General features: G+C 43.9%; 16 protein-coding genes. 7 read left to right on the top strand and 9 right to left on the bottom strand.

What is annotated here, in order from left to right; translation table 11 throughout:
- Positions 1-268 precede the first annotated feature (268 nt).
- Positions 269-808 carry a hypothetical protein gene (locus V2H77_RS03705; RefSeq protein ID WP_265514263.1) on the top strand — a complete coding sequence of 180 codons (540 nt, stop codon included), beginning with the start codon at positions 269-271 and terminating at the stop codon, positions 806-808.
- A 168-nt stretch (positions 809-976) separates the two neighbouring features.
- Here the strand turns inward: V2H77_RS03705 and V2H77_RS03700 are convergent, their stop codons facing one another.
- A complete protein-coding gene (locus V2H77_RS03700) occupies positions 977-1435 on the bottom strand; it encodes an Lrp/AsnC family transcriptional regulator (RefSeq protein WP_283258168.1) in 459 nt (152 codons plus the stop codon).
- Positions 1436-1644: 209 nt separating this feature from the next.
- Between V2H77_RS03700 and V2H77_RS03695 the strand changes: the two genes are divergently transcribed.
- The 4 genes from V2H77_RS03695 (at position 1645) to V2H77_RS03680 (ending at position 5194) form a co-directional block, all read left to right on the top strand.
- Entirely contained in the window at positions 1645-2256 is a 612-nt protein-coding gene (locus V2H77_RS03695) for a LysE family translocator (RefSeq protein WP_341497729.1), read from the top strand.
- A 167-nt stretch (positions 2257-2423) separates the two neighbouring features.
- Positions 2424-4460 carry a bifunctional tRNA (5-methylaminomethyl-2-thiouridine)(34)-methyltransferase MnmD/FAD-dependent 5-carboxymethylaminomethyl-2-thiouridine(34) oxidoreductase MnmC gene (gene mnmC / locus V2H77_RS03690; protein ID WP_341497728.1) on the top strand — a complete coding sequence of 679 codons (2037 nt, stop codon included), beginning with the start codon at positions 2424-2426 and terminating at the stop codon, positions 4458-4460.
- A 145-nt stretch (positions 4461-4605) separates the two neighbouring features.
- Entirely contained in the window at positions 4606-4887 is a 282-nt protein-coding gene (locus tag V2H77_RS03685) for a type II toxin-antitoxin system RelB/DinJ family antitoxin (protein ID WP_445935456.1), read from the top strand.
- Positions 4874-5194, top strand: coding sequence for a type II toxin-antitoxin system RelE/ParE family toxin (locus V2H77_RS03680; RefSeq protein ID WP_341497726.1), 321 nt, complete (start codon positions 4874-4876; stop codon positions 5192-5194). Before V2H77_RS03685 ends, V2H77_RS03680 begins: the two co-directional genes overlap by 14 nt.
- A 101-nt stretch (positions 5195-5295) precedes the next feature.
- Here V2H77_RS03680 and V2H77_RS03675 read toward each other — a convergent pair whose 3' ends face one another.
- The 8 genes from V2H77_RS03675 to hutU form a co-directional block, all read right to left on the bottom strand.
- Positions 5296-5574, bottom strand: a complete 279-nt coding sequence (locus tag V2H77_RS03675) for a YfcL family protein (RefSeq protein ID WP_341497725.1) — start codon at positions 5572-5574, stop codon at positions 5296-5298.
- A gap of 27 nt (positions 5575-5601) precedes the next feature.
- Positions 5602-6153, bottom strand: coding sequence for an elongation factor P hydroxylase (locus V2H77_RS03670; protein ID WP_139656300.1), 552 nt, complete (start codon positions 6151-6153; stop codon positions 5602-5604).
- Positions 6154-6175: 22 nt separating this feature from the next.
- Positions 6176-6979 (bottom strand): sulfite exporter TauE/SafE family protein, encoded by an 804-nt coding sequence (locus tag V2H77_RS03665; protein ID WP_265378584.1) that lies wholly within the window; start codon positions 6977-6979, stop codon positions 6176-6178.
- 88 nt (positions 6980-7067) lie between these two features.
- A complete protein-coding gene (gene aroC, locus V2H77_RS03660) occupies positions 7068-8153 on the bottom strand; it encodes a chorismate synthase (protein WP_265378585.1) in 1086 nt (361 codons plus the stop codon).
- An 83-nt stretch (positions 8154-8236) separates the two neighbouring features.
- Positions 8237-9169, bottom strand: coding sequence for a 50S ribosomal protein L3 N(5)-glutamine methyltransferase (gene prmB / locus V2H77_RS03655; protein WP_341497724.1), 933 nt, complete (start codon positions 9167-9169; stop codon positions 8237-8239).
- Positions 9170-9401: 232 nt separating this feature from the next.
- The gene (locus V2H77_RS03650; RefSeq protein ID WP_341497723.1) at positions 9402-10796 is read right to left on the bottom strand and encodes an amino acid permease; all 1395 of its coding nucleotides are present in this window, start codon (positions 10794-10796) and stop codon (positions 9402-9404) included.
- Between the two features lie 87 nt (positions 10797-10883).
- Positions 10884-12428, bottom strand: a complete 1545-nt coding sequence (gene hutH / locus V2H77_RS03645) for a histidine ammonia-lyase (RefSeq protein ID WP_341497722.1) — start codon at positions 12426-12428, stop codon at positions 10884-10886.
- A gap of 8 nt (positions 12429-12436) precedes the next feature.
- Positions 12437-14116: a urocanate hydratase gene (gene hutU / locus V2H77_RS03640; RefSeq protein WP_341497721.1), complete on the bottom strand. Its 1680-nt coding sequence runs from the start codon at positions 14114-14116 to the stop codon at positions 12437-12439.
- A gap of 374 nt (positions 14117-14490) precedes the next feature.
- Here hutU and V2H77_RS03635 point away from each other — a divergent pair, with 374 nt between their 5' ends.
- Together V2H77_RS03635 and V2H77_RS03630 are read left to right on the top strand one after the other, a co-directional pair.
- A complete protein-coding gene (locus V2H77_RS03635) occupies positions 14491-14649 on the top strand; it encodes a hypothetical protein (protein WP_341497720.1) in 159 nt (52 codons plus the stop codon).
- 600 nt (positions 14650-15249) lie between these two features.
- Positions 15250-19414 (top strand): amino acid adenylation domain-containing protein (locus V2H77_RS03630; RefSeq protein WP_341497719.1); only part of this gene is annotated, 4165 nt, incomplete at its 3' end.

Raw genomic sequence — 19414 nt, 5'->3', positions numbered from 1 at the left:
AAACAAATTTAATAACTGAGAATAATAAGGATGAATAAAATTTTCATGAAATAAATCAATCCCTATGTTATATTACTGACTGAATTACGTAAAATACCTAAACTTACAGTAACAAATGTTTTAGAACAGAAAATTTTCTGACTTTATCAACCGATAAAGCCATTATTCACACAAAAAGTAATGGTAATTATGCTATGTCATATTGCAAATGGTCGGTTCCTTGTAAGACCTAAGTAACTTTACCCAATAATCCTAATGGGGGTTAATAATGAGAGGACTTGGTTATCTTCTACTGAGCGTTGGTATCATATGGATCCTAGTGGCTTTTAATATGGAGACAAATATTTTATCACAATATAGCAACAAATTTAACAATATAGAGCCAATTTCTTCACAACAAAATCATATCCTAATCGGTGCATTCATCACGCTTTATGGACTCATTATGATTATATCCAGTAAGAATCAGCGATTATTAGAATCTATATACAGAAGTAATACTAAGGAAATTACCGGATTCAATTCAGAGGAAGTATTCATACCTATGCAAAATTCAGATTACTTAAAACGGGCTAATAATTACCGCCATTATGATTTTATCGACAAATATTCAAATACCCTTGAAAAGAGAGTAATTGAATTTTGTAAGTTATGCTCATCCTATATTGAAGAAGTAAATCATAATGGCGGTGATAAAGAAGCAGCCAAGCGTAAAGTGATATCAATGATTAATACGATTTCCTCACACTTAAAAGAGAGGCAATCAAAAGAATTTAAAAAATTATGTGAATTCCATATTCATTTATAAATACCAACCCTCGTTATTTTGAACTGCACCCCAAATGTTAGACATTAACTGATTAAGGTGCAGTTTTATGAAACAGAAACGTTCCATACCAAAGCAAATATCTCCTCAGTAATCCCCTTTGCCAAAGTCAACATTCCGTTCAGGTACACATAGAGAAAGATGAGTAACTCATATCGGCAACATATGAGTAAGTTTTGCCGTTTCCATCGGTACCTCCGTCTTAACACTTTGAATACTGTCTATCCGGGTTAGATGTTCAGCATGGAAACGACGATAAGAGTGGAGATCCTCAGTAACGATTCTCAAAAGCGCATCACATTCCCCTGCCATTAAGTGGCATTCCACAATTTCAGGCATTTCTTGAATAGCATCCGTGAAACGCTGAATTGTCTCTGCATCCTGAGCTTTGAGCCAAATCCGGGCAAACAATGAAAGACCAGCTCCGATCTTTGAGCCATCAAGAACAGCGACATAGCGCTTAATAATTCCGGCTTCTTCCAATAACCGTACACGCCGCAAGCAAGGCGATGGCGATAAACCAACCTTCTTAGCTAATTCGACATTCTGTAGCCGACCGTCACGTTGTAAGGCACGAAGAATACGTTTATCAATATTATCTAATTTCATTGGCACTCAATTCCATTAAAATAAAAAATTTATCATACGAATTTCAATACTAATAGTAAAAATAAAAAAATAGACACAAAATATCATAAAAATTAGCTTAAAATACCAATAGTTATCTTCTTATGGATTGATTATAGCGTCTAGCCTGCCAACTTACTTGCTCTAATCCAGTCATTGACATTCTTGTTAAACTTTATGGAGAAAAAATCATGCAATTAGAGAACTTTTTAATTTTCGCTGCAACTGTACTGCCGTTAATCTGTACCCCTGGGCCCGATATCATGTTTGTGGCATCTCAAGGTCTATCAGCCGGGAAAAGAGCAGCCCTACGTGCCAATGCAGGGATCATCTCTGGCTACTGTCTACATGGCATTCTTGGCGCTCTGGGCGTTACAGCTATTGTGGCAACCTCACCAACTCTGTTCGAAGTGATACGTTGGGTTGGTGTTGTCTACTTAGCCTATTTAGCGATCCAGATGTTTCGTTCAGCCATGCGCCCCGGCAAAATTATTTTCTCGTCCTCATCAGCCAAAACCTCGCTGACCAAAGGTTTCCTAACCAGCTTTCTAAACCCCAAAGGATTGTTGGTCTACTTTGCTATTCTGCCAAACTTCATCACTGCGGACAGCAACTACACGCTCCAATCCATCATTCTTTCAGCAATCTTCATTACTACCTGTGCTCTCATTTACGGATTAATCGGTGTCATCATCGCTAGCATGGGGCAAAAAGGTTCATTCAGCGATCGTCGCCGTCGCTGGACTGAAGGAGTTGCCGCAGGGCTTTTATGTTTAGCCGCCGGCCACCTGGCAAAGAGCTGAACAGAATGATTGTTGATATAGTGAAAATAATGTCCAGCACTTGTCCAAATACAGGTGCTGGCTGCTGTTCAAATCAGCACTTTTCCACTCTTTTCTTCTGTCAGGTGGTACATCAACCCCAACCTCGTTAAAATCGCATTATTATCAGTAATATTGCAGGCATTACCGTGAAAAATTCTGCTATTTGTACCGCAACCTTAAGTTGGAATGATCAAGGTACTCCAGTTTCAACACAGTTTGATGACGTTTATTTCTCAAATCAGGATGGGTTGGAAGAAACCCGTTATGTATTCCTGAATGGCAACCGCTTCCCCCAACGATTCAGCACCCACTCCCGTTCTCACTGTGTCATTGCAGAAACCGGCTTCGGAACCGGATTGAATTTTCTGACGCTCTGGCAATCATTTGATGCATTTCGCCAGCAAAATCCTGATGCGCCATTGAAACGTCTACATTTCATTAGTTTTGAGAAGTATCCACTGAAAACCAATGACTTAAAAGCTGCTCATCAACGCTGGCCTGAGCTTGAAATTTTTTCACAGCAACTTTGTCAGCAATGGCCTCAACCACTGGCAGCCTGCCACCGATTGATTATGGCAAACGGCGCTGTCACGCTGGATTTATGGTTTGGTGATGTCAATGATCTGTTACCAACAATGGATTCCAGTCTTCACGGCAAAATAGATGCCTGGTTTTTAGATGGCTTTGCTCCTGCCAAAAACCCACAAATGTGGAGTGAACAGTTGTTTGCTGCAATGGGGCGATTTGCTCACCCAGAAGGCACTTTTGCAACCTTTACTTCTGCGGGTATCGTCCGTCGTGGTTTACAACAAGCCGGTTTTGATGTCAGTAAAGTCAAAGGATTTGGCCGCAAAAGAGAAATGCTGACTGGGGTTCTGGCAACTCAGAAGTATCAGCCATTACCTGAACCTTGGTTTGCCCGGCCATCAGCAAGCCATGCCAATGATATCGCTATTATCGGCGGCGGGATTGCCAGTATTCTCACCGCGCTTGCGCTATTGCGTCGAGGAGCGCAGGTGACTCTTTATTGTCAAGATGCAGCCCCGGCACAAGGTGCATCCGGTAATCGCCAGGGAGCACTTTACCCACTACTAAACGGTAGCAATAACGGACTCGAAAAATTCTTTATCTCTGCATTTACCTTCGCTCGCCGCCAGTATGAGCAGTTATCAGCGCAGGGAATTGATTTCGACCATCAATGGTGTGGTGTCAGCCAGCTTGCTTATGATGAAAAAAGTAGCAGGAAAATTGAGAAAATGTTGGCAACAGAATGGCCGAGTGAATTTGCTATTGGTATGAACTGCCACCAGTTGAGTGAAAAATGTGGGTTGGACATTCATCACCAAGGTATTCACTATCCGCAAGGCGGATGGCTATGCCCGGCGGAACTCACCAGCGCGGCAACTGAATTAGCGCAACAGCAAGGCATGCACTGTCACTTCAATCATCAAGTTACTGCCCTTAATCACAACCAGCATGGTTGGCAACTGCATTTGATGCATCAAGGGCAACCATTAAACGCACATCATAAAACAGTAGTGATTGCTAACGGTCATCATCTACCCCAGTTTGAACAAACCGAGAAACTGCCGGTAACTGCTGTGCGCGGTCAAGTCAGTCACATCCCAACCACAACTGATCTGAGCCAATTGCAAAATGTACTTTGCTACGATGGTTATATGACACCGGCTAATCCAGCCAATCAACACCACTGTATCGGCGCCAGTTATCAGCGTCATCGGCTTGATAGTGAATATTCTGAAATAGAGCAACAAGAGAACCGAGATCGATTACTGAAATGTTTACCTGATGCCGAATGGGTAAATCAGGTTGATATTTCTGCTAAACAATCCCGTCAAGGTATTCGCTGCGTTATTCGTGACCATATGCCAATGGTGGGAAATGTACCGGATCTCAATAAAATAATGACAGATTATCAAAATCTGCCAGAAAAAATCCGCACAGGGAACCCCATCGCAGATGCACCCTGTTATTCCAATCTGTTTGTTATCGGGGCATTAGGTTCCCGTGGATTATGTTCTGCGCCACTCAGCGCAGAAATCCTTGCAGGGCAGATCTTTGATGAGCCATTACCTCTGGATAATCAAACCCTGGCAGCTCTTCACCCAAACCGTTTCTGGATCAGAAAACTACTAAAAGGCCGTAAATTGAAAAGCCATTAAGGAACTGCACCGCCAAGCGTTAGATATTCATATGAATTTTGATAGTGTAAATTTAGTATATCCTAACTCTTGCACATAGCTCTCAAATGAGATACATAATGAAATCTGATAAGCGGAGGATAAAAAAATGGCTGCTCAAACATCAATGCTGCACGTTCGTGTAGACGACAAACTCAAGGCTGATGCGACAAAAACGCTCGCTAATTTAGGCCTAACTATATCTGATGCTGTACGCATCCTACTAACCCGTGTCGCTAGAGATGGTGCATTACCCGCTGGTTTCACCGCTGATACGGAAACTTACGACGCTTGGTTTTTCGCTAAAGTGCAAGAAGCGCTCGACGACACGCGCCAACCAGTCCCACATCAGCAAGTAATGGATGAAGCTCAAGAATTAATTGAAAGGAAACTTCGTGCTAACTCTTGAATGGAGGGAAACAGCTAGAGCTGATTTGTTGACAATTATTGATTACATATCTGACGATAATCCCCATGTAGCTCAACAGTTAAAAAACGAAATAGAGAATAAAGTGGCAACACTACCGGAACACCCGCAACTTTATCGACTAGGCCGCATTCCCGGCACGCGGGAGATGGTTGTCCGATCCAACTATGTAGTGGTGTATTCCGAAACAACCCACACGGTGGTTATCCTACGGGTACTACACACCTCACAGCAATGGCCACCATCAAACGGGATAAAAGCAACGAAAAATAAAACACAGAAAGAATAAAAATCGCTATTGAGTCTCTGATTCTGATGAACTGCACCGCCAAGCGTTAGATATTCATATGAATTTTGGTAGCACAGTTCATTTTCTGCCCTTTAATAAAATTATTGAGTTTTAGCATTATCCAATAGGCGCTGCCAGGTATTAAGAACAAGAACCTGATCCGGCGGCGCCAATTCTCCCGCTTTAATCGCATCTTGGATACTTTCTTCAACACGGTTATGAAGCTGTTCAGCCGTATGCGCACCTTCCTGCTCCAATTCTGCTACCGCTAAAGTGAGATGCCCGCGAAGATAACCACCAGCAAACAATTCATCATCACTGGCATGATCTACCATGTCATCAATTTGCGCCAAAATACGCGTTTCAAACTCAGCGAGCATTATTTTTCTTTCCTCAAAATTCAGTATTTAATCTGCGAATATATCTTCCGGATAGGGAAAATGTTCCGCTTTCAATGGAGGCGTATTGTAGAACGAGTGCAACCCCTGAATAAAGCACTCCGCTCTCGCAGGTATCCCCTGCGCCAAATAGTCCATGATCTGAGCATGAACTTTACGCTGAAAAGCTAATCTGTCAGGCTCAAAATCCCCTTCAAGGTTGTCACAACTGACATTAAACGGAAAACCTGCCGCAGTACAAAACAACCAATCAAGTGCCTGTGGTTTAATTTCTACTTTTTCAAATTTATTTTGCGTCTGTGCATCACGCCCATCTGGGCAATACCAGTAACCAAAATCCACTAGTTTACGGCGCTCTTTACCCGCAATGCACCAATGCGCAATTTCATGTAATGCGCTAGCATAGAAACCATGAGCAAACACAATCCGGTTATAGGGAACTTCTTCATCTGCCGGCAGGTAAATAGGTTCGTTATCGCCTTTGACTAAATGGGTGTTGTATTCATCACCGAAACAGCGATTAAAAATATCAATAAGTTGTTGATAGTTATGCGTTATCATGAATTAAAAACAAAATCCTGAATCAGAAATAAAATGCCAACCAGCTACGGATCGTATCGCCGTGATTATCATTCAGTAACTTAATACTCATCAAAAAAGAGATGATGACAATCATAGGGCGAATCAGTTTTTGCCCGTGAGTCAAAACTAAACTTGCGCCTAACCGTGCGCCAATCACCTGTCCTACCAACATCACAAGGCCCAATACCCACAAAACTTGACCGCCAAGGATAAAAAGCGCCAGTGAACCTATATTAGAAGCAAAGTTCAGTACCTTAGCATGCGCAGTGGATTTCGCCAGGTTATAGCCGCACAATAAGACATAAGCCAACGCATAAAATGAGCCAACACCGGGGCCAAATATACCATCATATAAACCAAGCCCACTCCCGATAAGCAAGGCAAATACCACAGGCGTCAGGCGACGATGGCGATCTTCCATACCAATGGCTGGCGTTAGAAGGAAATAAAGACCAATGATAATAACCAGAACCGGTAATAGCTGGCAGAGAAAATCCGGCTTTATAAACTGGACAATAATCGCACCAGCCATTGAACCAAGTAATGTCATCAGTATGGCAAAGCGTTGAGATTTGAGATCAACCTCACCATAACGAACAAAATAGAGGCTGGCAGAGAAGGAACCTCCCACTGCCTGCAACTTGTTTGTCGCTAACGCCTGCACCGGCGAAACACCAACGGATAACAGTGCCGGGATAGTTAGTAAACCGCCGCCGCCAGAAATTGAGTCAATAAATCCAGCCATCACTGCAACCAGAAAGAGCAGAAGGTAAACTTCCGCACCTAATGACAATAACCAGTCCATATTTCATCCCATCAAAAGAAACCGCTTATCAGCATTAAGCCACCCATTTCAGTCTCTGGGATTTTCAAGGCTAGCTTCATTCTCAAATTCACCAGCGAGGAAGGCTGGATTCAACATCAGCACACTGCGCCCTCTGGCGTAATAGGTGATCCATCAGCACAATCGCCATCATAGCTTCTGCAATCGGTACAGCACGGATACCAACACAAGGATCATGGCGGCCACGAGTGACCATTTCCACCTCTTCACCCTGACGGTTAATCGTTTTACCCGGCACCATAATGCTGGAAGTTGGCTTCAACGCAATATGAGCAATAATTGGCTGACTGCTGCTAATACCCCCCAGAATTCCTCCCGCATGATTACTGGTGAATCCCCGAGCTGTCATTTCGTCCCTGTTTTCGCTGCCACGTAAATTAATAACACCGAAACCATCACCCATTTCGACACCTTTTACTGCGTTAATACTCATCAGCGCATGAGCAATATCAGCATCAAGACGGTCGAAAACCGGTTCTCCCAAACCAGCCGGAACATTCTCCGCGACAACCGTCACTTTCGCGCCAATAGAATCCCCCGCTTTTTTCAGTTCACGCATCAAAGCATCAAGCTGTTCAAGTTTAGTTTCATCCGGACTGAAAAATGGGTTTTGTTCCACCTGTTCCCAATCTTTCAATTGGCAATGGATATTTCCCATCTGGGTCAAACAGGCACGGACACGAATACCATATTTATCCAACAAATATTTTTTCGCTATTGCACCTGCGGCAACACGCATCGCCGTTTCGCGTGCAGAAGAGCGGCCCCCGCCACGATAGTCGCGGATACCGTATTTTTGTTCATAAGTGTAATCAGCATGGCCTGGACGAAATACATCTTTAATAGCGCTGTAGTCCTGCGAACGCTGGTCAGTATTTTCAATGAGTAAACCGATACTGGCGCCAGTAGTTACCCCTTCAAATACCCCCGAAAGAATGCGAACCTGATCCGGCTCACGGCGCTGCGTTGTATAACGGGAAGTTCCCGGACGACGCCTGTCTAAATCAACTTGCAAATCGGCTTCTGTGATTGCAATGCCCGGCGGCACACCATCGACAATACATCCCAACGCCAAACCGTGAGATTCGCCAAAAGTGGTGACCCGGAAAAATTGCCCGATACTATTTCCCGCCATCCCAATTCCTTCCTGTTAATCGTTCTTTATATTTGACTCTGCCCGTTTTGCATTATTACCGCAGCTACAGTCTATGCAATTATTCAATCTTTGAATAAGCGAAAATGTTCGTGATGTTCAACCAACTGTTGGCGTGTCAACATAAATACGCCGTCACCGCCATATTCAAATTCCAACCAGGTAAATGGCACATCAGGATATTGTTCAATCAAATGCACCATACTGTTGCCAACTTCACAAATCAATACGCCTCGTTCAGTGAGAAAATCTGGAGCAGTCGCCAGAATACGGCGGGCCAGTTTCAAACCATCTGAACCCGCCGCCAAACCTAATTCAGGCTCACGGCGAAATTCTTCCGGCAAGTCGCTCATATCCTCGGCATCGACATAAGGCGGATTTGTGACAATAAGATCGTACTTAACCGGCGGCATATCGCGGAATAGATCAGAACGAATCGGAATGACCCGGTGATCAAGGCTGTGATTCTGAATATTCTGTTCAGTTACAGCCAGCACATCTGCGGAAATATCCACCGCATCTATTTCTGCTTTCGGGAAAACATATGCACAAGCAATGGCAATACAACCACTACCCGTGCAGAGATCAAGAATATTGGCGGGCGGGTCAGGGATCAATCCTGCAAATTCATTATTAATTAATTCACCAATCGGTGAACGGGGAACCAAAACCCGTTCATCAACATAAAATTCATGACCACAAAACCAAGCTCTGTTAGTCAAATAAGCAACGGGAATACGCTCATTAATACGGCGCAGTACTCGTTCGACAATACGATGACGTTCAGTCGATGTCAGTCGCGTGGTTAGCATCTCTTGTGGGATATCCAGCGGCAAAAACAGTGATGGAAGAACCAGTTGCAGCGCCTCATCCCAGGGATTATCTGTACCGTGCCCGTAATAAATATTCGCCGCATTAAACCGGCTAACAGACCAGCGCAACATATCCTGAATGGTATATAACTCAGCTACTGCCTCATCGATAAAAATCTTGTCCAAAATCACCTCCAGCCCTGCAAATTCATTAGCCTGCTAGTTTGCCACGATCATTGAAACAAATCAGCTTTATATCAGGCTAATGACATAGAATTTTAAGCGATAATGTTCAGCGAACAGTGAATTAAGAAATGACAATTAAACAAGGCGGCACAAATGTTTTATTGCAGATTTTTAATTAATCTTCAACACAAACCGTCTTATTCAGCAACAAGACGGTTTGGTTTCTACATATTTAACACCGTGTTTCTCTGGCTGATTGAGCGCTCACAATAATGACATTTTTTCGTATCCATAAATAATAGGCGGATGTTAACAGCATGATCCATACTCCTCCCACATAGAACGCAATTCGTGTCTGCGGAAAGTAACTGAGAACAGCAATAACAAATATCATAAACACGATGGTCAGAATCGGCGCAACAGGCCACATCGGTACTGGGAATTGTAATTTCTGGACTTCTTCCGGCGACATTTTTCTACGCATAGCAAATTGAGAGAGCAAAATCATTAACCAGACCCACACGGTGGCAAAAGTCGCAATTGAAGCAACAATGACGAATACCTGTTTAGGGAGCAAATAATTGAGAACCACTGCACACAATAATGCCAGCGTCATAACCATAATCGTCACCCAAGGCACCCCGTTACGGCTTAAATGCATAAATTTTTTATGAGCTAATCCTTTTTCAGCCATACCGTACATCATACGACCGGCGCCAAAAATATCGCTGTTAATGGCCGAAATTGCCGCCGTAATAACGACAATATTCAGAATATTGGCCGCCGAACCAATGCCTAACCCCTGAAATATTGCGACAAATGGACTACCTTCTTGACCGATGCTATTCCAAGGGTAAATTGCCATTAATACAAAAATAGTGAGTACATAAAACAGAAGAATACGAAACGGAATAGAGTTAATCGCTTGCGGGATCACTTTCGCCGGATTTTTAGCCTCGCTGGATGTAATACCGATGATTTCAATGCCACCGAAAGCAAACATCACCACAGCCAGAGACTCAATAATGCCACCCAACCCATTCGGCATAAACCCACCGTGTCGCCACAGATTTTGAACTCCCGTTGCCTGAAAATGGCCGCTAAAACCAAACAGAATAATACCTGTTCCGGCAATAATCATGGCGCTGATCGCCGCCACTTTCAGAATCGATAACCAGAATTCCATTTCGCCAAATACTTTGACTTTGCAAAGATTGAGTGCGCCAATAATGAAAATAATGCTGAGTACCCATATCCAACGCGGCACTTCCGGGTACCATAGCCCCATATAAATGCCAAAAGCCGTCACATCCGCCAGACAAACGATGATCATTTCGAAAGTATAAGTCCAGCCAGTAATAAATCCGGGTAACGGGCCTAAATATTGATGAGCGTAACTGGCGAAAGAGCCGGCATCCGGCCTGTGGACCGCCATTTCTCCTAAAGCGCGCATAACCATAAAGACAGCAGCGCCGCCCACTAAATAAGCTAATAATACCGCCGGACCGGCCATGTTTATTGCTTCAGCAGAACCATAAAAAAGACCTGTACCAATCGCAGAACCCAACGCCATAAACCGGATATGGCGTGCGTTGAGTCCTCGCTCTAGTTGTAATGAGGCTTGCATAATTTACCCTCTTATCTTTTATTATTGGGTTTTATGAGAAAGATAGATGTGACAATCAGGCCGGTCAGGCGCCGGCCATCGGTTTATTTAACGGTTATTTTTACTCTGTAATATCTGTCCAGAAGGAAGTAATGAGGAGAGATGTTGCTCAGCTAATAATTTCACAGCAGCATCAATATCAGGCGCAAAGAAACGATCCTGATCGTAATAATCTACTTTCGCTCGCAGGATACCCCGCGCTTTTTCCAGAATCGGACTGCTTTTCAGGCCATTGCGGAAATCGATTCCCTGACAGGCAGATAACCATTCAATTGCCAAAATACCGCGGGTATTTTCTGCCATTTCCCATAAACGACGCCCAGCAGCCGGCGCCATTGATACATGATCTTCCTGATTGGCCGAAGTCGGTAAACTGTCAACACTCGCCGGGTGCGCCAACGCTTTATTTTCACTGGCAAGCGCCGCTGCCGTCACCTGTGCAATCATAAAACCTGAATTCACCCCCCCATTCTCAACCAGAAAAGGCGGAAGCTGTGACATATGTGAATCCATCAACAACGCAATACGTCGTTCTGACAATGCGCCTATCTCTGCCAAGACCAGAGCCAAATTATCAGATGCCATTGCAACAGGTTCAGCATGGAAGTTACCACCGGAAATCACTTCTCCCTGTTCAGCAAACACCAATGGGTTATCAGATACGGCATTAGCTTCAGTCAGAATAACATCAGCAGCATGGCGCAACTGAGTCAGGCAAGCGCCCATAACTTGTGGCTGACAACGTAATGAATAAGGGTCCTGTACCTTGGGACAATTGATATGAGAATCTGATAGTTCGCTATTCTCTTCTAATACATGACGATACAATGCGGCAACATCGATCTGCCCCTGTTGCCCCCGTACCGCATGTACACGGGCATCAAATGGTTTGCGGGAACCCAACGCCGCCTCTACGGATAAAGAACCACAAACTATCGCTGCCGCCAGCAGATCTTCTGCCTCAAACAACCCACGTAACGCAAAAGCAGTAGATACTTGGGTTCCATTGAGCAGCGCTAAACCTTCTTTAGCCGCTAATGTAATGGGTTGTAAATTGGCCTTTGCTAACGCTTCTTTGGCTGACAACCATTCGCCCTGATAACGCGCTTGCCCTTCCCCGAGTAATAACAGGCTCATATGTGCCAATGGCGCTAAATCACCAGAAGCCCCCACCGATCCTTTACAAGGAATATGAGGATAAATTTCCGCATTGACTAACGCGATTAATGCCTGAATAACTGCAAGACGAATGCCGGAGTAACCACGGGAAAGACTGTTAATCTTCAATACCATGATCAACCGGGTCATATTATCGTCCAACGCTTCACCGACCCCAGCAGCATGAGAGACAACCAGCGAACGCTGTAGTTTTTCTAAATCGTCTTCTTCAATCCGTGTACTGGCTAATAGTCCGAACCCGGTATTAATGCCATAGGCAGTGCGATTTTCAGCAAGAATCGCATTAACACACTCCACACTGTGTTCAATAGCAGGAAAAATCTGACTATCCAGAGTGATTTTCATCGGTTGTAGATAAACCTGACGTAGTTCATCAAGGGTCAATTTTCCTGGATAAATAGTTAGTTGCTTCATAACGTCCCTTATTTTGTATTAAGCATCGGCAAGTCTAATCCTTGCTCTTTGGCACAATGGATAGCGATTTCATAACCTGCATCAGCATGACGCATAACCCCTGTAGCCGGATCGTTATGCAGCACCCGAGCTATACGCTCTGCGGCTTCGTCGGTTCCATCACAAACAATCACCATACCGGCATGTTGTGAGAAACCCATGCCGACGCCACCGCCATGATGCAGAGAAACCCAAGTCGCACCGCTGGCAGTATTCAGTAAGGCATTTAGCAACGGCCAATCCGAAACGGCGTCAGAGCCATCACACATAGATTCGGTTTCGCGGTTTGGACTCGCGACAGAACCGGAATCCAGATGGTCACGACCAATAACAATTGGCGCAGAAAGTTCGCCACTGCGTACCATTTCGTTAAAAGCCAACCCTAGCTTGGCTCGTTGCCCTAAACCAACCCAGCAGATACGGGCAGGTAAACCCTGAAAGCTGATGCGTTCCCTTGCCATATCCAGCCAGTGATGCAAATGTTGATCATCGGGGAGCAATTCTTTGACTTTGGCATCAGTCTTATAGATATCCTGTGGATCACCGGAAAGCGCTACCCAGCGGAAGGGCCCAATACCACGGCAAAACAACGGGCGAATATAGGCAGGAACAAAACCGGGAAAATCGAAAGCATCTTCTACACCGACTTCATATGCCATTTGGCGAATATTGTTGCCGTAATCAAAAACAGGAATGCCTTGCTGCTGGAAAATCAACATCGCCTTAACATGTTCCATCATTGAAGATTTTGCTGCTTTGATAACCTCTTCCGGCGCTGAAACAGCACGCTGGCGATATTCTTCCCAACTCCAGTTTTTCGGCAGATAGCCGTTGAGAGGATCATGTGCGCTTGTCTGGTCAGTGACCAAATCCGGGCGTACTCCACGACGGACTAATTCAGGCAAGATTTCAGCCGCATTACCGCACAGTGCGATAGAGATGGCTTTACCTTCCTGAGTATATTTTTCGATCCGAGCCAGCGCATCGTCCAGATCTTCCGCTTGTTCATCGACATAACCAGTACGCAGGCGGAAATCAATCCTGCTTTGCTGACATTCAATATTTAGCGAACATGCTCCGGCCAATGTTGCAGCCAGCGGTTGTGCTCCCCCCATACCACCCAAACCAGCAGTTAACACCCAACGGCCCTGTAAATTACCGTTATAATGCTGGCGGCCAGCTTCCACAAATGTTTCATAGGTGCCTTGAACAATCCCCTGACTACCAATGTAAATCCAGCTACCTGCCGTCATTTGGCCGTACATAGCCAGCCCTTTAACATCCAACTCGTTGAAGTGTTCCCAAGTAGCCCAGTGCGGCACCAAATTCGAATTTGCAATAAGTACTCGTGGAGCATTGCTATGGGTTTTAAATACCCCAACTGGCTTGCCCGATTGGATTAACAACGTTTCATCGTCTTCCAGCTTTTTCAATGTTTCAACAATCTTGTCATAACATTCCCAATCTCTGGCAGCCCGGCCAATACCGCCATACACCACCAGTTCATGTGGGTTTTCAGCAACTTCTGGATCAAGATTATTCATTAACATGCGCAGAGGAGCTTCGGTTAACCAACTTTTGGCTGTTAATTGTGTTCCTCTGGGCGCCCGGATACCGACATTACGAAATTTACTATTTTGGGCGGTCACGGTCTGGCTCCTTTTGCCTTTTGTCTTCGGATATTTGTTAAATGTATAGTTGTATATACATGTATATTCAATAGGCCAAACCATTAGCTTAAATAACATATTTATGGGTTTATTATTTTTATTTTCTTATGAATCAATTTGTTAATATTATTTCTTCCCAATTATCCAGGAAGAATATTTTTCTTATTTTTGTGTTTACAATCACAAATTATTTACATTAATTTTACAAAAATATGATTTAAGGAAGGAAAGGTTTTTCTAGTGGTTCGTCGCAGCTGGAGTAAGAAGCAAGAGCAGGCAGTCCTCAATACGCTGGTTCAGATAGCGGGTTGTCGCCGGGAAATTAAGTGTAATTTTGAGGAGGCGAAAGGAGAATGTTGACTGGAGCATTACGAAATTCAGCAGTGGAAAAGCGGGCATCGACATATCAGCTTATCGCTGCGGTGCATGCGGTTCTACAGATACAGGAGAAAATGACGGCATTACCTTGTCAGGAATTACAGTGTCTGTATTTTATTCAATTTGGTCACTGAGAAAAGTTTTTACGGGTTCTCTCTCAAAGTACATAGTATCTGCTCTCAAAAAGAGAGTATAAAATCACTGCTATTTCTTCGAATAAATTGATTTATTCTTTATTTGTGGTTAAAAAATATTAGCGATCTTGCCCTGATTAAAAAGCTTGTTATACAATACAGACATCAATTCAAATGACAATCATTATTGCACCGCAAAAAATCATGATTATAGTATGATACATAAAGATAATAATAATTTCCGCAAGTAAATTTAATAAAAATAAGGTTGGTGACAAATATGTAATCTTAAGTATATAGGAAATTAATAGAAAGTGAATCATTAGCCAATAAATACTATATTAACTATTTTTTCATGAGGAAGAGTGTTGAAAGATTGCAAGATTATCTGTAGTGGCACTATGATAGATTATGCCAATGTCTATTAAATTAAGACTGAAACATAAATAATTTAAAGCCAGGCAAGTAATGAAATCTACTCATTCATACTATACCCTACAAATAACTTGCAGGCGGAATACATTCGTATAATTTACTATGAGAACATCTGAGGGTTCATCGGATTCGAACTTATATAGTCTTCATCCTTCTCAGGAAGATGTGTTTTACGAACAAATGCTTTATGAGAATAGTCCAATACACAGTCTCGGCTGGTATACATTGATAGAAAACAATGTTGATATAGTTATTTTGCAGAAAGTGTGTAATTTACTATATCAACACATTGATATGTTACGTTTACGTATATCAATTAATTCTAATAATGAAGCTATTCAATATATTCAAAATCAGAGTACGCCAGAATTAATCAAGTGCTACGACGTTTCGATGCAGCTTGATCCTGAAAAGAAAGCATATCTTTGGATGAAGCAACAAGTCGGTATTCCTATCGATTATTTAAAGGAAACTCCATATCAAGTTACACTAATTCGCTTAGATAATGAAAAATACTACTTTTTCACTAAATTTCATCACATTATGATTGATGGTGTCGGATTATATCGACTTCATGAATATGTCCATAAATTATACAAATGTCTTGAAGATGGAACATCTACCGCATGGTTGTCAGAAATTCCACAATATTTAACTACAATAATCAAGTCGAGAAAATATCTCAATAGCACTCAGTATGAAAAAGATAAGAGTTATTGGTTTGATTTTCTGAAACAAAAAGCAATACATCAATTAACACCTTGCTATCAAAATACAGGCAGTGATCATTGTACGTTAATATTACCTCTGCCAATTAAAGAAGATTTGCGTACTTTTTGTAAAGAATACAAAACTAATCTGCTTTTCATTTTTTCGAGTCTGGTCAGCATTATTATGGCTGAGCTTACAGGACAACAAGAGCTAGTTTTTAACACAATCACACATGGAAGAGAGGGAAAATCAGAAAAATATGTTGTTGGGATGCATGCAAATATGTATCCGGCGCACTGTCATATTTCCCATGCGGCTAGTGTGATTGAACAGATTAAATTAACAGAATCCGCACTAAAAAAGAGTTATTACCACGGTAAATTTCCTCAATCTCACCTTGCTCGAATCGCTCATAAACATAAGCTCTCTTTACCCAATATATCTATTTTCTATGAACGTTTTTCTGAGTCAGATCTCGAAGTTACCGAAAATCAGCACTATCATATAAGTGGGGAATTTAATATTTATCCTATCGTCTTTAGATTAAAAGACTATGGATATGCTCAGGAACTAAAAATAACGATAGATTATCTGCGGAAATATTTTAGTGAGCAGGATGTCAATAGAATACTTGAACGATTACAAAACCTATTTATTACCTTACTCAACAACCCTGCATCATTAGTCAGTGAATTACCTATTTTACTAAAACAGGAGCGCCATACATTACTGCATACCTGGAACCAGCTCGATATATTCTATCCGCAAGACCGTACTCTTCAGCAGCAATTTGAGACTCAGGCAGCAACCAGACCGGACAATACGGCATTGGTGTTTGAAGGGAAAACACTGACTTATCGCCAGCTAAACAAACGGGCTAACCAGCTGGCAGCAGTGATCCGCGAACAGTATCAACAGCAGCGCAATAAACCCATGCCAGCCGATACACTGGTAGCTTTGTATCTGGATCGTAGTCTGGAAATGGTAATCAGCATTCTGGCAGTGCTGAAAGCCGGGGGAGCCTATGTACCCATTTCCCCGGAATATCCGCCGGAGCGGGTCCGGTTTATTTTAGAAGATACCGCATCCCCCTGTGTGTTGACTCAACAGCGATATCTGACAACACTGAGGGAATATACGCAGACACAGACTAAACAGCCAGCATTAATAGCTGCGGATGATCGGACAGTGACAGAAAATCTGTCGACAGAGAATCCGGTCCCCGTCAACGGAGCCACAGATCTGGCATACGTTATCTATACCTCAGGCACAACCGGACAACCGAAAGGCGTGTTGCAGACACACCATAATGTTGTGCGTTTATTCGCAACCACTCAGGGATATTATCAATTTGATCAAAATGATACCTGGGTGCTGTACCATGCTTACACATTTGATTTCAGTGTCTGGGAATTATGGGGCGCATTGCTTTATGGCGGACGTCTGATTATTCCAACAGTAGAATGTACGAAGGATTTTGGCAGATTCAGTCGCCTCTGTTCAGATCAGAAAGTTACTGTATTAAACCAGACTCCTGGGGCATTTTATGCCTTTATTGATACGTCATTGAATATTGGCGCCGAATTTCCCCATCTTCGCTACGTGATTTTTGGTGGAGATAAACTGAATCCGGTTCAATTGAAACCTTGGTGGAATCATTATGGCGATCAATCTCCCACGCTCATCAATATGTATGGAATAACCGAAACAACCGTACATGTTACCTACAAGAAATTAACCCAAGACGACGCCACAGCAGTATCTTGCATTGGACGGCCATTAAATGACATGTATGCCTATATCTTGAATCATTCTGGGAATCTTGTACCTATTGGCGCCCCCGGAGAGCTTTACATCGGAGGCGCTGGGCTAGCACGAGGATATTTAAACCGGCCTGAATTGACGGCCGAGCGTTTTGTAGAGAATCCATTTGCCACAAATGAAGATAAACAACGTGGTTACACCCGCCTGTATAAAACCGGCGATTTGGTGCGCTGGCAGCCGGATGGCAATCTGGAATATCTGGGGCGCAATGATTTTCAGGTCACAATCCGCGGTTACCGCATTGAGCTAGGAGAAATTGAAACTGCACTCGCTTTGCACCCACAGGTAAAACAGGCGGTGGTGATTGATCGCGAATATGAGGGTAATAAAGCACTGGCGGCGTATCTGGTGACGGAAGGGGAACTCTCAGACGATGAACTCGTCAGGCACTTATCTTCCCACCTGCCGGATTATATGGCGCCAGCCAGCTTTACCCGCATTGAGTCCGTTCCTCTAACCCTGAACGGCAAAGTGGATCGACGGTCATTGCCGGAACCGGTCTGGGGAAATAAAGAGGAATACGTGGCGCCCGGCAATGCACTGGAAACCCAACTGTGTGCCATTTGGCAGGAAGTGTTAGGTCTGGAGCGGGTGGGCATTGAGGATAATTTCTTCCGCATCGGGGGCAACTCCCTGACGGCAATTAAGCTGACCGCCGCCATCCGCCGCATGCTGGCAACCGAAGTCTCACTGGCGCAGTTGTTTACGCTGAAAACTATCGCGAGCCTGGCAACCCAGATGGAACAGCAGACTTATACGGTTATCCCTCATCTGGCGCAGGAGCGCTATCCCTTATCGTTTGCCCAGGAGCGGATGCTATTTATCGAGCAGTTTGAACAAGGTTCCGATACCTACCATATCCCTTATCTGGTTCAGCTGGACAATGATGCCTGTCTGCCCCGGTTGGAAACCGCCATTAACCGGCTGGCTGAACGCCATGCTGTCATGAAGATGGTGTATCGCAACGATGATGATGGACAAATTTACCCGCAGAAGCTGGACAAGAATTTGGTTATCCAGTCTCTGCCCTGTGAAAATACTGACACGCTGTTAAACACCGTTCGGGCTGAAATAGCCACCCCGTTTGATTTGACCGCAGAACCCAGCCTGCGCCTGCGCCACTATCCGGTGTCTGACCGGCACTACTTATTAATGCTATGGCACCACATCGCCATTGACGGCTGGTCAATCGATATCTTTATGGCTGAACTGGCGGAGATTTACCACTCCTTGCAGGAAGGCCATAACAGCCAGCTTCCTCCGCTGGAGATTACCTATGGCGATTACGCCGCCTGGCAACGGAGCTATTTACAGGGCGACGTCCGTGAACGCCAGCTGGCTTACTGGCGGCAGGCGCTGGCTGGTTATGAATCACTGGTCTTACCCACCGATTATCCCAGACCCACACGAGTGAATTATCAGGGACGGGATTTCAAGTTTGTGCTGGACACCCGGCTGTCTGAACAGTTGAGGAGCCTGGCAAAAGCACAGGAAACCACCCTGTACACCGTGTTGCTCAGTGCCTTTTATATCACGCTGGCAAAATTGTCCGGGCAAAACGATATCGTTCTGGGGACGCCGACGGATAACCGCCACCATGTCCAAACCCAATCCCTAATCGGGATGTTGGTCAACTCACTGACCTTAAGGCTACAACTTCAACAAACCGTCAGTGTGGAAGAATTGATTAAACAGACCCATCAGCGGGTGACGGAAGCCAAAACCTATCAGGACATGCCGTTTGAACAACTGGTTGAGGCGCTAGATATTGAGCGTGACACCGCCCGTCATCCGA

It is taken from the genome of Photorhabdus sp. P32, assembly GCF_038085095.1.
Taxonomy (GTDB): domain Bacteria; phylum Pseudomonadota; class Gammaproteobacteria; order Enterobacterales; family Enterobacteriaceae; genus Photorhabdus; species Photorhabdus luminescens.
This window is presented reverse-complemented; position numbering and strand designations above follow the sequence as displayed.